Annotated in this window: 8 protein-coding genes; 5 read left to right on the forward strand and 3 right to left on the reverse strand. The window is 73.9% G+C overall.

Annotated features, from left to right (window positions below):
* Nucleotides 1-54 precede the first annotated feature (54 nt).
* From hemC to ACLQ22_RS04810, 4 genes are all read left to right on the forward strand, one after another.
* Nucleotides 55-1,050 (forward strand): hydroxymethylbilane synthase, encoded by a 996-nt coding sequence (hemC, locus tag ACLQ22_RS04795; RefSeq protein ID WP_425691233.1) that lies wholly within the window; start codon nucleotides 55-57, stop codon nucleotides 1,048-1,050.
* Entirely contained in the window at nucleotides 1,047-2,627 is a 1,581-nt protein-coding gene (locus ACLQ22_RS04800) for a uroporphyrinogen-III synthase (protein WP_121399975.1), read from the forward strand. The genes hemC and ACLQ22_RS04800 overlap by 4 nt, the downstream gene beginning before the upstream one ends.
* Nucleotides 2,628-2,646: 19 nt before the next feature.
* A complete protein-coding gene (gene hemB / locus ACLQ22_RS04805) occupies nucleotides 2,647-3,630 on the forward strand; it encodes a porphobilinogen synthase (protein ID WP_121399974.1) in 984 nt (327 codons plus the stop codon).
* Nucleotides 3,631-4,482: 852 nt separating this feature from the next.
* Nucleotides 4,483-5,178, forward strand: coding sequence for a helix-turn-helix domain-containing protein (locus tag ACLQ22_RS04810; RefSeq protein ID WP_425691234.1), 696 nt, complete (start codon nucleotides 4,483-4,485; stop codon nucleotides 5,176-5,178).
* A 65-nt stretch (nucleotides 5,179-5,243) separates the two neighbouring features.
* On the opposite strand, the gene ACLQ22_RS04815 is transcribed toward ACLQ22_RS04810, so the two are convergent.
* The 3 genes from ACLQ22_RS04815 to ACLQ22_RS04825 all read right to left on the reverse strand — a co-directional run bounded on the left by ACLQ22_RS04815 (nucleotide 5,244) and on the right by ACLQ22_RS04825 (nucleotide 11,373).
* Complete coding sequence (locus ACLQ22_RS04815; RefSeq protein ID WP_425691235.1) at nucleotides 5,244-8,522, reverse strand: lamin tail domain-containing protein; 3,279 nt, start codon at nucleotides 8,520-8,522, stop codon at nucleotides 5,244-5,246.
* 97 nt (nucleotides 8,523-8,619) lie between these two features.
* Nucleotides 8,620-9,636 carry a GNAT family N-acetyltransferase gene (locus ACLQ22_RS04820; protein WP_425691472.1) on the reverse strand — a complete coding sequence of 339 codons (1,017 nt, stop codon included), beginning with the start codon at nucleotides 9,634-9,636 and terminating at the stop codon, nucleotides 8,620-8,622.
* Between the two features lie 72 nt (nucleotides 9,637-9,708).
* The gene (locus ACLQ22_RS04825; protein WP_425691236.1) at nucleotides 9,709-11,373 is read right to left on the reverse strand and encodes a lytic murein transglycosylase; all 1,665 of its coding nucleotides are present in this window, start codon (nucleotides 11,371-11,373) and stop codon (nucleotides 9,709-9,711) included.
* 38 nt (nucleotides 11,374-11,411) lie between these two features.
* Here ACLQ22_RS04825 and ACLQ22_RS04830 point away from each other — a divergent pair, with 38 nt between their 5' ends.
* Nucleotides 11,412-11,633: an FmdB family zinc ribbon protein gene (locus ACLQ22_RS04830; RefSeq protein WP_121399970.1), complete on the forward strand. Its 222-nt coding sequence runs from the start codon at nucleotides 11,412-11,414 to the stop codon at nucleotides 11,631-11,633.
* Nucleotides 11,634-11,640: the final 7 nt, after the last annotated feature.

Raw genomic sequence — 11,640 nt, forward strand, 5'->3', positions numbered from 1 at the left:
CGACATTCCACCGTCGACGGGTTCCGCCGACGTCCCGCCCATCGGAGGTGAGCGATGAGCACGCCCCTGCGCCTCGGTACCCGGGGCAGCAAGCTGGCGATGGCCCAGTCCGGCCACGTCGCCGAGGCCCTGACCGCCGCCACCGGCCGGCCCGTCGAGCTGGTCGAGGTGGTCACCGCCGGCGACCGCTCGTCCGCGCCGGTGCACCGGCTCGGCGTCGGCGTATTCGTCTCCGCCCTGCGCGACGCGCTGACCGCCGGCACCATCGACTTCGCGGTGCACTCCTACAAGGACCTGCCAACTGCGGCGGCGGCCGGGCTGCACATCGCGGCGGTGCCGACGCGGCAGGACCCGCGGGACGCGCTGGTCGCCCGGGACGGCCGGACGCTCACCGAGCTGCCCTCCGGCGCGACCGTGGGCACGGGCGCGCTGCGCCGCATCGCCCAACTGCACGCCCTCGGGATGCAGCTGGAGGTCACCCCGATCCGCGGCAACGTCGACAGCCGCCTCGCGCGGGTGCTCGGCCCGGAGGCCGACCTCGACGCGGTCGTCCTGGCCCGAGCCGGGCTGGCCCGGATCGGGCGTACCGACGCGATCACCGAGACGCTCGACCCGATGCTGATGCTGCCCGCGCCCGCCCAGGGCGCGCTGGCGGTGGAGTGCCGGGCCGACGACACGGACCTGGTCGAGCTGCTCGCCGTGCTCGACCACGCACCGTCCCACGCCGCGGTCACCGCGGAACGGGCGCTGCTGGCCACCCTGGAGGCCGGATGCTCCGCTCCGGTCGCCGCCTACGCCGTCGTCGCCGAAGGCGAGCCAACCGGCTCGGGTGCCGAGGGCGATGTCGTCCAGGAGATCTATCTGCGCGGGGCGGTGATCAGTCCGGACGGTACGAGAGACCTCCGGCTGTCCTGCACCGGAACGCTCGCCGACGCGGCGGAGATCGGCAAGGCACTCGCCGCCGAACTCCTCGACCTCGGCGCCGACTCGATCCTCGGCCACGATGGACACGCCGGCCCGGGGACCCAGCAATTTGGGAGCACAGAATGACCCGCACCCGTAAGCCCGTAGGCCGCATCGCCTTCGTCGGGGCCGGTCCCGGCGACCCGGGCCTGCTGACCCGCCGGGCGCACGACGCCCTGGTCGACGCCGACCAGGTGGTGTACGACCGGGGAGTCCCCGAGTCGCTGCTCGACGCCGTCCGCGCCCAGGCCAGGGAGGACGCCCAGTTCACCCCGGCGGAGGGCGCGCCGGGTGACGTGGCGAAGGTGCTGATCTCGGCGGCCCGTTCCGGGCTGAACGCGGTGCACCTGGTCGCCGGCGACCCGTTCGGCCACGAGTCGGTCGTCAAGGAGGTGCAGGCGGTCGCGCGGACCGCCGCGCACTTCGAGGTGGTCCCCGGCGTCGGCCAGGCCGAGGGGGTGGCGACCTACGCGGGCGTGCCGCTGCCGGGCGTACGGACGGCGGCCGACGTCGAGGACGTCAGCGCGCTGGACTTCGACGCGCTGGCCGCGGCCGTCGGGCGGGGCTCGCTGGCCCTGGCCGTGGACGCCGGTGACCTCGCCGCGATCCGCGACGGGCTGCTCGCGGCCGGGGTGGACGGCACCACCGGCGTCGGGGTGACCGGCGACGGCACCGGCGAGACGCAGTACACCACCACCTCGACCGTCGACTCGTTCGTCGCGGCGGCGCTCGGCTTCACCGGCCGGGTGGTCCTCACCGTCGGCGAGGGCGTCGGCCAGCGGGACAAGCTGAGCTGGTGGGAGAACCGGCCGCTGTACGGCTGGAAGGTCCTCGTGCCCCGCACCAAGGAGCAGGCCGGCGTGATGAGCGCGCGGCTGCGCGCGTATGGGGCCATCCCCTGCGAGGTGCCGACCATCGCGGTCGAGCCGCCCCGGACCCCGGCCCAGATGGAGCGGGCGGTCAAGGGCCTGGTCGACGGCCGGTACGCCTGGGTGATCTTCACCTCCGTCAACGCGGTCCGCGCGGTCTGGGAGAAGTTCGCCGAGCACGGCCTCGACGCCCGGCACTTCGGCGGCGTAAAGATCGCGTGCATCGGTGAGGCGACCGCCGACGCCGTCCGCGCGTTCGGCATCCAGCCCGAGCTGATCCCGTCCGGGGAGCAGTCCTCCGAGGGGCTGCTCGCCGAGTTCTCGCCGCACGACGAGATCCTCGACCCGGTCGGTCGGGTGCTGCTGCCGCGCGCCGACATCGCCACCGAGACCCTCGCCGCCGGGCTCACCGAGCGCGGCTGGGAGGTCGACGACGTGACCGCCTACCGGACGGTCCGGGCCGCCCCGCCGCCCGCCGAGATCCGGGACGCGATCAAGTCGGGTGGCTTCGACGCGGTGCTCTTCACGTCCAGCTCGACGGTGCGCAATCTGGTGGGTATCGCGGGGAAGCCGCACGCCCGTACGGTCGTTGCAGTGATCGGGCCCAAGACGGCGGAGACCGCCACGGAGTTCGGCCTGCGGGTCGACGTCCAGCCGCCGCACGCCTCGGTCCCCGATCTGGTGGAGGCGCTCGCCGCCTACGCGGTCGAGCTGCGCGAGAAGCTCGCCGCCATGCCGGCGAAGCAGCGTCGTGGCTCGAAGGTGCAGGGGCCGACCGCCCTGAGGTTCCGGTAGTCGTAGCAGGAGGTCCGTGATGCCGTACCCCGAGATCCGGCCCCGCCGGCTGCGCCGCAACGCGGCCATCCGGCGGCTGGTCTCCGAGACCCGTGTCGACCCGGCCGAGCTGGTCGTGCCGATGTTCGTCAAGGAGGGGCTGACGGAACCGCGGGCGATCGCGTCGCTCCCGGGGGTGCTCCAGCACTCCCGGGACTCGCTCCGCAAGGCCGCGGCCGAGGCGGTCCAGGCGGGCGTCGGCGGCATCATGCTCTTCGGCGTGCCGGAGCGGCGGGACCCCACCGGGTCCGGCGGGATCGACCCGAACGGCATCCTCAACGTCGCGATCCGCGACGTCGTGGCCGAGGTGGGCGACGCCACGGTGGTGATGAGCGACCTCTGCCTGGACGAGTTCACCTCGCACGGGCACTGCGGCCTGCTCGCCCCCGACGGGAGCGTCGACAACGACGCCACGCTGGAGGCGTACGCCGAGATGGCGGTCGCCCAGGCCGCCGCCGGGGTCGGCGTGGTCGGGCCGTCCGGGATGATGGACGGCCAGGTCGCCGTGGTACGCCGGGCGCTCGACGCCGCGGGCCACCAGGACGTGGCTGTGCTGGCGTACGCCGTCAAGTACGCCTCGGCCTTCTTCGGCCCCTTCCGGGACGCGGTGGAGTCGGCTCTGGAGGGCGACCGCCGCGCTTACCAGCAGGACCCCGCCAACCTGCGGGAGTCGCTGCGCGAGGTCGAGCTGGACGTCGCCGAGGGCGCCGACATGGTGATGGTCAAGCCGGCGCTGCCGTACCTCGACGTGGTGTCGGCGGTCCGCGCGGCGGTGGACGTCCCGGTCGCCGCCTACCAGGTCTCCGGCGAGTACGCGATGGTCGAGGCGGCCGCCGCCAACGGCTGGATCGACCGGGAGCGGGTGATGATGGAGACGCTCACCTCGATCCGTCGGGCCGGCGCACAGATCATCCTCACCTACTGGGCGGTCGAGGCCGCCGGACTCCTCCGCCAGCGCTACTGACCCGACCTGGTCCGACCCGGCCTGGTCCGGCGCGGCGCGTCCCGCTCTGGCCTGGCGCGTCCTGGCCTGCCCTGGCCTGGCGTGGCCTGCCCTGGCCTGGTCCGGCCCCTTCGGGTTCTGACACGTCCGGGGCAGCGGTCAGGGCTCTCTGATTGAGCCGGCCCAATCGTGGCCTGGTGCCGGGCGCCGACCGGGGACGACAGCGGCCCATTCATCCGTCGCCCGTCTCGGCGCCGCCGGATCCTCGCCTGCCCGCTCGTCGTCCAGGTCGAGGGGCTGGTGCTGGTCGCTGTCGTCGTCGCTGGCATACGCGGGCGTCGGCTCTGGTCGCCGGCGTCGAGCAGGCGCCCGCCTCGCACGTCAACAGCAGGCGCCCGCCTCGCACGTCAACAGCAGGCGCTCGTCCACGGGGCGCCGCCGGTGAAGCACTCCAGGGTCAGCTCGGTAACGCTGAGTGCTCGCCCTGTGTCCCGGATGCCACCGCCTTCGGACGCTTTGCTCTGCATTCCCTTACGCACCAGGCGCGCAGGGTTGCTGGTGCGTAAGGGAATGCAGAGCAAAGGGTGGGCGGGGGTTGGTTGGGCCCGAGAGGGCTTAGCGCTGAATTCGCAGGTCACGGCGCTGTCGACGTCATCGGCGGCGATCCAGGCCCTTTCGGGGCCGAAGATGTCATCACTCAGCGTAGTGATTGGTCGAGGTGTTGCTTCTGTTACGGAGCGTTACCGTCTTGCTGGAGGGCGTTCCCGGGTGTAGCGGCAGGACCCGTCGCTGGTTTTCCACAGGCGGCTGCGTTTTCCACAGGCGGAGTGGGCGGGATTGCGGGAGAGGCGTCGTGGCCGGGACCGTGACGGGATGACCGAGCTTCCCGCCGAATCGGAACGTGACCGGTCCCAGGATTCCGACCAACTGCCTGGCTCCGACCAGTTGTCCGCTCCCGCCGGGCTGTCTGCTCCCGCCGGGCTGTCGGGTGCCGCCGGGCCGGCGAGCGTCGACCGGACGGCCGGCACCGACCAGGCGGCGGGATCGCGTGAGCGGCCCGTGATGCTGACCGAGCCGTTCGACACCCCGTGGCCGGCCGCGGGCATCGTCCGGGCGGTTCGGCGGTACGCCAGCCTCAGCCAGCGGGAGCTGGCCCGGTGGGCGGGGGTGAACCATTCCACCGTCGGGCGGATCGAGGCGGGCCGGCTGGTGCCGAGCATCCTGCTCCTGCGCCGCATCATCGGGGTCGCCGGGTTCCGGCTGGCCGTCGTCGACGAGTTCGGTCGGGTGCTGAAGCCGATGCGGGACTGGCAGGACACCCGGGACGGGGCGGGGCGTCGCTACCCCTCGCATCTGGACACCATTCTCGATCCGGAGCCGGGCGAGTGGTGGGCGGACATCTACGGGCTGGCGCGCCCGCCGGAGACGTTCTACCGCGACCGCAGGGTCCGCGACGCCATGCGGCGGCGCAGCCAGTGGGAGGTGCGGGTGGCCAAGTACCGCAGCGTGCCCCCACCGCCGCGCGTACCCCCGCCGCCGCAGGTGCCCGACCCGCGTTTCCCGTGGTGATGCGGACGGCCCGCCGCCCAGGGACTCCTGGGCGGCGGGCCGTCGGGACGGGCTCCGGTGTGACGTCAGTCGTCGTCGGTGATGGTGCCCACGGCGAGCGGGTCGGCCAGGCGCAGGCCCGGCACCCCGGCCACCACGAGGTTCAGCTTCTCGTCCGCCTCCCGCTTCCGGTCACCGCGCACGGCCACCGGGAACGCCAGCGAGGTCTGCCCGGCGGCCAGGACCTTGCAGCCGACGTACGGGTCGTAGTCGGCACCTGCCTGGGCCGTGGTGCCGTAGGTGGCGGCGCAGAGCAGCACCGGCTGGGACAGCGGGCGCGACACGGTGACCGTGTAGGTCAGCGGCCGGCTGCCCCGGTCGCCCTCCACCACCGACGCGTCGCTGACGCTCAACGACGCCCGGGAGCGGAAGCGGGCCACCTGCGGGTCGTGGTCGCTGGAGCCCCGGCTGCCGTCGGCCGCGTGGTCGGCCGGCCAGTCGGCATTGATGTGCGCCGCCCGCATCTGCACCAGGTCCCGGTGCAGCGCGCCGTTCACGAACAGGTGGTCCAGCGTCTGCGCCTGCCCCTCGAAGCTGTACGAGTAGGCGGACGACGGCGCGTCGGCGAGCAGGTCGTCCCAGAGGTTGCGCATGCCGGCCTCGTACAGCGGCCCGAGCTGGTCCGACGGGGTGGGCTCCGCCGCCGTCGCGATGGGATCGTCGGGGCGGGGGAAGACGTTCAGGTCCCCGCCGTAGACCACCCGCGCGTGCGGGTCCGACGCCTCGATGGCGGTGACGATCGCGGCCCCGTACGCGGCCTGCTCCCGGCGCTGCCCGACCCGGCTGTCCGGCCCCGACGAGTAGTGGTTGCTCGCCGCCCACAGCGTGTACCGCTCGGCGGAGCCGGGGGCGGCCGCGACGGTGAACTTGCCGAGCTGCGGGGCGCGGGTGAAGACGTTGTCGCCGTCCTTGCCGGTGGACGTGTCCACGTCGGCGGGGAGCACCGCGTTGAGCGCCTTCGGGTTCTGCACGTCCGCGTTGCCCGGCAGCCCCGCGCCCCGGTACCGCACCGTCGGCGCCGAGCCCAGCAGCGGGTCGCCGGCGGTGGGCGCCGCCAGCGACACCCGGTCGGTGCGGAACAGGAACGCCGCGGTGATGCCCCGGGCGTCCGCGCCCGTGCGGTCGTACGCGGCCTGGTAGGCCGGGCCACCGACGGCCGTGATGGCCAGCGCCAGGTCCTGGAGACTGTCCGGCGCGCCGTCGGCGTTGTCCGTGCTGCCGCAGACCAGCGCACCGCCGGAGACCGAGCAGATGTCCTGGTCCTCGGCCTCCTGCACCAGGATCAGGTCCGGGGAGTGCAGGTCGGTGGTGATCTGGTCGGCCAGCGCGGCGAGCTGCTCGCGGTACTCCTGCTCGCTGCCCGGGACGTAGTCGAACGGCGGGCGCACCCCGGTGCAGCCCGCGTTGCCGGCGAAGTCGCAGCCGTCGAACGGGTCGTCGCGGTAGTCGTACAGGTTCTCGACGTTGTAGGTCGCGACCGCGACCTCCTCCGACCGGTTGGCCGGCTTCGGCGGGTTGTTCTTCGACGGGTCGGCCCCGCCGGTGAACGCGGCCGCCTCGACCTGCACGCCGTACTTCTCGAACGAGTAGTAGAGCCCGCCGACCGCGTCGGCGGTCAGCGTGTCGAAGGTGCGCGCGGGCGGGAGCAGCGCGGCGCTGTCGCCCGTGCTGCCCTTGACGCCCATGCTGCCGAGCAGGATGCGCTGTCCGTTGCCGTCGTCGAAGCGGCGGGTCGGGTCGTTGTCCAGCGGGTGCGCGTCCCGGAACACCCGGCGGGCGTACGCGTCGGCGCGGTCGAGCAGCGGGTCGTCCCGGTCGATCACGAAGATCTCCGCGTCGGCGGTGGAGGCGAAGACGTTCCGCCCGCTCACCGCGCCGCTGCCGGCCCGCACCCGCAGCCGGGCGCCCTCGTGCCGCTCGAAGAAGCGCTGCGCCGCCGCCACCTCGACCGGCGGCACCGCGTCGGTCACCTCAACCTCGGCGTCCACGTCCACACCCGAGGCGATCCGGCGGACCAGCGACGCGCCGGAGAGCTGGGTGAAGTTGAAGTACTCGGAGACCCGGGCGCGCAGCACCACCTCGTCGCCGACCGTCGGCACGTAGCCGCCGATCAGCGAGGTGAACGAGCCCATGAAGACGAAGATGCCGTCCGAGCTGGTCGGGTCGCCGTCGGTGGCGTCCGAGCGGCTCTGGAGGAAGAAGCCGCGCTGGTCCCGGCCCCCCGAGTCACGCGCCAGGGTGAGCTGGGTGATCACGCCGCGTACGTCGTACAGCGTGCTGCTGGTGCCGTTGCCGGACGCCGGCGCGAGCGGCGACCGGTCGGCGGGGCCGGACTCGCCGTCGGTGGTCGGGCCCTGCACCTCGCCGACGGTCAGCTCCCGGGTGACCTGCACGGCCAGGGTGCAGGTGGCGGTGTCGCCGTCCGCGTCGGTGGAGGTCAGCACGACGGTGTACGCCCCGGCGGCCAGGTCGGCGCTCGTGCCGACCGTGGCCCGGGCGGTGCCGCCGACCGTGTCGGCCGGGGTGACCGCCGAGCGGCTGACGGAGCCGGTGGCCGGGGTCGGGCTGACCGAGGTGACCGCCAGGTCGACGATCCGGTCGTCCGCATCGGTGGCGGTGACCTCCCGGGTGGCCGCCGTGCCGGCGGAGGTCACCAGCGTCGGGCCGCAGGTGAGCGTGGCGGGGGCGTCGACCGGGCCGCCGCCGTCGACGGCGTGCGTGCCGAGGCCGTCGAACGTGTCGACGGGGAAGCCGGCCCACTGCGCGGCCGGGTCGAACGCGTCGGAGGGGTCGGTGTCGCCGGACGTCACGGCGGCCGACCGACGCAGCGTGTTGTCGGCGGTGCTGGTGACGCCCGCGCCCCACTCGGTGCCCGGGTCGACGCCGACCTGGCCGATCGAGTCGAGCACGGTGCCGCCCCGACGCAGCACGATGGCGTCGTCGCCGTTGAACAGGCTGGCGCTCGTGGTCTGGTCGGCCCGGTCCAGGATGCCCGGCGCGGCCGAGGCGGCGGCGAGGACGAAGGCGTCGCCGGCCGCGACGGTGCCGGTGAGGGCCAAGTTGGTCGGCGTGGTGGAGCCGTTGAAGTGCAACTGGAGCTGGTAGCCGCCGGCGGCCAGGTCGACGGCGGCGCCGGTGCCGTTGAACAGCTCGATCGCCTTGTTGTTCGACGAGCCTTCGACGTACTCGGAGATGAAGAGGTCGGTGGGCGCGGCGCTGGCCGCGGTGGGTGCGACGCCGACAGCCGCGACAGTCACGGCGGCGGTGGCGGTCGCGAGCGCGGCAAGAGTGCGGCGCGGGCGCATGAGGCCTCCACGATGGGTGGACAGGGAACTAACGCACGTTAAGGGTCGGTGCTGACCGCCGTCCATCCCCCAGCGGACGGATTAGTGAACGTTCCGGTCAGCGTCCGGCGTCGAGGCGGTGCACCAGCTCGGCCACGTCGATGCTGTATTCGCACCATTCGCGGTCCGGGCGGTAGCCCAACTCGGCGTTGACCTTGAGCATGGCCTCGTTGGCCTGCGCGTTCCAGGTCTGCACCTCGGTCAGCTCCGCCTCCGCCGAGCGCAGCTCCATCAGCATCCGGGCCTTGATCGCCCGGTCGATGCCGTAGCCCCGGTGGTCCTGCACGACGATGGTGTCGTACTGGTCGGCGCGGGTGGGATGCTGGACCGGTACGACCACCTCGGTCAGCCCCGCGACCTCCCCGGTCTGCTCGTGCAGGGCGAGCACGATGTAGGGCTTCATGCCCCGCCGGTGCAGGCAGTCCAGACTGTCCCGCAGCCGCTGCGGGTCGTAGGAGCTGGGGCGCAGCTCGCCGTCCTCGACGTCGCGCACCTCGGCCTTGGCCCGCGCGTACGCCTCGATCAGCTCGTCCGGCGGGCCGCCGGGGTGGAACTCCAGGTGGTAACCCGCGCTGATGCCGGTGGCCATCTCGGACAGCTCGGCCCAGTCCACCCCGGACAGGTCCAGCACGCTGCGGGTCTCGACGTATTCCTTCGAGAAGCCGAGCGACTCGTAGAAGGCGACGGCCGGCGTGTCGCCGACCACCTCCACCCCGATCGACTGGAAGCCCTCCTGGTAGACCCGCCGGGCGGCGGTCAGGACGAGGTCCCGCCCGAGGCCCGTGCGCCGCTCCGACGGGTGCACCAGCACCTCAAGCACCCCGATGTCGCCGAGCAGCAGCACGTGAACGTGGCCCAGGATCGCCCCCGGGCTGCCGTCGGCCGCCGGCTCCGCTTGGGCGACCCAGGAGATCCGCCGCTCGCCGGGCATCACCTCGGCGAGGTATTCCCGCATGGAACTCTCCCGCCACGGTGGATCCTGCGGCAGATCGGCCGCCAGGACCGCGTTCAGCGTGGCCAGCAGCGACGCGATCTCGGCGGACGACGCGGTCCTGGGGTCCCACTCGCGCACCATCACCCGTCTAGCTTGCCGCTAACGGCTGCCCGGGGGAAGTGTCCAGTTCTCCAATGTATGCGGACGATCACTTCACGTGCGGCTCGCCTGTCCGTACCGGTTGGCGGTGTCGTAGACGTCCTGAGCGTACCGACGGACGTCGTTGTAGGACAGGATCGCGTTCCACCAGTCGGCCGGGATGGTCAGGTTCCGGCCGCCCTTGCAGAGGTAGTTGCCGGCGGCGAGGGCGGCGTCGTCCAGGTCGTGCGGGTCCTTGACGCCGTCGTTGTCGGCGTCGGCCCCGATCTCCTGCCAGGTCGTCGGGATGAACTGCATCGGCCCGACCGCCCGATCGAGGACCGGGTCCTTGTCCATCACGCCGCGGTCGGTGTCGGGGATGCGCATCCGGCCGCCGTTGCCGTCCAGCGGCAGGCCGATGATCTCGGGCAGCGCCTTGCCGTCCTGGCCGAGCCGGGCGTTGTTGGCCTGACCGTGCCCCGACTCGACGAACCCGATGGCCGCCAGGGTGGTCCAGCTCAACCCGCAGCTGCGGTTGGTCTGGGCGAGCACCACCTCGGCGTAGCCGTACGCCTGCATGGCCACCGGCGAGATGCCGACCTTCGGACCGACCTCGGCGGCCCAGCCGGCGAGCGCGTCCGACGGCCGGCCGGTGATCCCGCCGAGGGGCGGGCCGGCCGGCAGCGTGCCGCCGGGCAGCACGGTCCCGCCGGGCAGCACCGTCCCGCCGGGTAGCGGCGTGCCGCCGGGCAGCGGGGCCTGCGGAACGGTGGTCGGCGCGACGGAGGTGGCGTCGACCGCGACCGGACGGGGCCCCCGGGCCGTCGCGGGCACCAGCAGCGCGCCCGCCGCGGCCGTCGCCGCGACCAGGGCGAGCAGGAACACGCCGGGCAGGGTGAGCCGGCCGCTGGGCCGCCGCGACCAGTCGCGGGTGGCGCGGGCGGCGGCCATCGCGACGCGGTGCGGCGGCCGGCGTACGGCGTGCGCGAACTGCACCCGGCGGCGCCGGGGCCCGGTGGCCGGTTTCGTGGCGGGCACGTCGACCTTCGTCTCCGCGAGGTCACCCGCGCCCGTGGCCGACGCCGCGGCGGCGTCGTCACCGGTCTTCGCCCCGGACCCGGCCGTCGGGGCCCCGGCCACGCCACCGGTCTTCGTGACCGGGGCGGTCCCGTCGCCCGGCTTCGCGGCCGTGCCGGCGCTGTCGGCCGGCTTCCCGGCCGTGGCCGGCTCCGTGCCGGTGGCCGGCCCGTCGCCCGGCTTCGCCTTCTCGGCCAGCGTCGCCTTCGCGCCCGGCTTCGCCTCTTCCACCGGCCGCGCCTCGGCGGAGGGCTCGGCGGCCGGCCTGGTCTCGGTTACCGCCTTCGCGTCGTCGGCCGGCGTCGCGCTCTCGGCCGGCCTCGCGTTCTCCGCCGGCTTCGCGTTCTCGGCCGGCTTCGCGTTCTCGGCCGGCTTCGCCTTCTCCGCCGGCTTCGCGTCGGCGGTGGGCTCGGCGGCCGACTTGGTGTCGGTGGCCGGCTTCGCCGCGGCGGTGGGCTCGGTCGCCGGCGTGGTGTCGGCGGCCGGCTTCGTGTCGCCGGCGGCCGTGGATCTCAGCCAGGGGCGGCGGGGACGCGGCAACCGCGTCGCGGGTTCGGGCGCGGCGCCGGAACCCGCGAGCGGTCCGTCGATCGGTGCCGCCGGCCGCAGGGGCCGAAGGGTCGTCCTGTCCTCGCCGTCCGCCACAAGTTGAGTATCACCCATGTCCCCCCGTACGTCAGGACCGGTCGTACCCTGGTGCCATGCCCCGGTACGAGTTCCGTTGCCGCGCCTGCGGCGACACCTTCGAGGTCAACCGTCCGATGGCGCAGGCCGCTGAGCCGGCGTCCTGCCCCCAGGGGCACGCCGACACGGTCAAGCTCCTCTCCACCGTCGCGGTCACCGGCCGGGGCGGCGGCGGTGCGGCCGGTGGCGCGCCGGCGCCGGCCGGTGGGGGTTGTTGCGGCGGTGGCTGCGGCTGCTGACCGGTGG

This window comes from Micromonospora sp. DT178, assembly GCF_049841695.1.
Taxonomy (GTDB): Bacteria; Actinomycetota; Actinomycetes; order Mycobacteriales; family Micromonosporaceae; genus Micromonospora.

Excerpts from the sequence above, each read along its gene's own strand:
- ACLQ22_RS04815 (WP_425691235.1), bottom strand. The coding sequence starts at position 8,522 with ATGCGCCCGCGCCGCACTCTTGCCGCGCTCGCGACCGCCACCGCCGCC.
- hemB (WP_121399974.1), top strand. The coding sequence starts at position 2,647 with ATGCCGTACCCCGAGATCCGGCCCCGCCGGCTGCGCCGCAACGCGGCC.
- hemC (WP_425691233.1), top strand. The coding sequence starts at position 55 with ATGAGCACGCCCCTGCGCCTCGGTACCCGGGGCAGCAAGCTGGCGATG.
- ACLQ22_RS04825 (WP_425691236.1), bottom strand. The coding sequence starts at position 11,373 with ATGGGTGATACTCAACTTGTGGCGGACGGCGAGGACAGGACGACCCTT.
- ACLQ22_RS04810 (WP_425691234.1), top strand. The coding sequence starts at position 4,483 with ATGACCGAGCTTCCCGCCGAATCGGAACGTGACCGGTCCCAGGATTCC.
- ACLQ22_RS04800 (WP_121399975.1), top strand. The coding sequence starts at position 1,047 with ATGACCCGCACCCGTAAGCCCGTAGGCCGCATCGCCTTCGTCGGGGCC.
- ACLQ22_RS04830 (WP_121399970.1), top strand. The coding sequence starts at position 11,412 with ATGCCCCGGTACGAGTTCCGTTGCCGCGCCTGCGGCGACACCTTCGAG.
- ACLQ22_RS04820 (WP_425691472.1), bottom strand. The coding sequence starts at position 9,636 with ATGGTGCGCGAGTGGGACCCCAGGACCGCGTCGTCCGCCGAGATCGCG.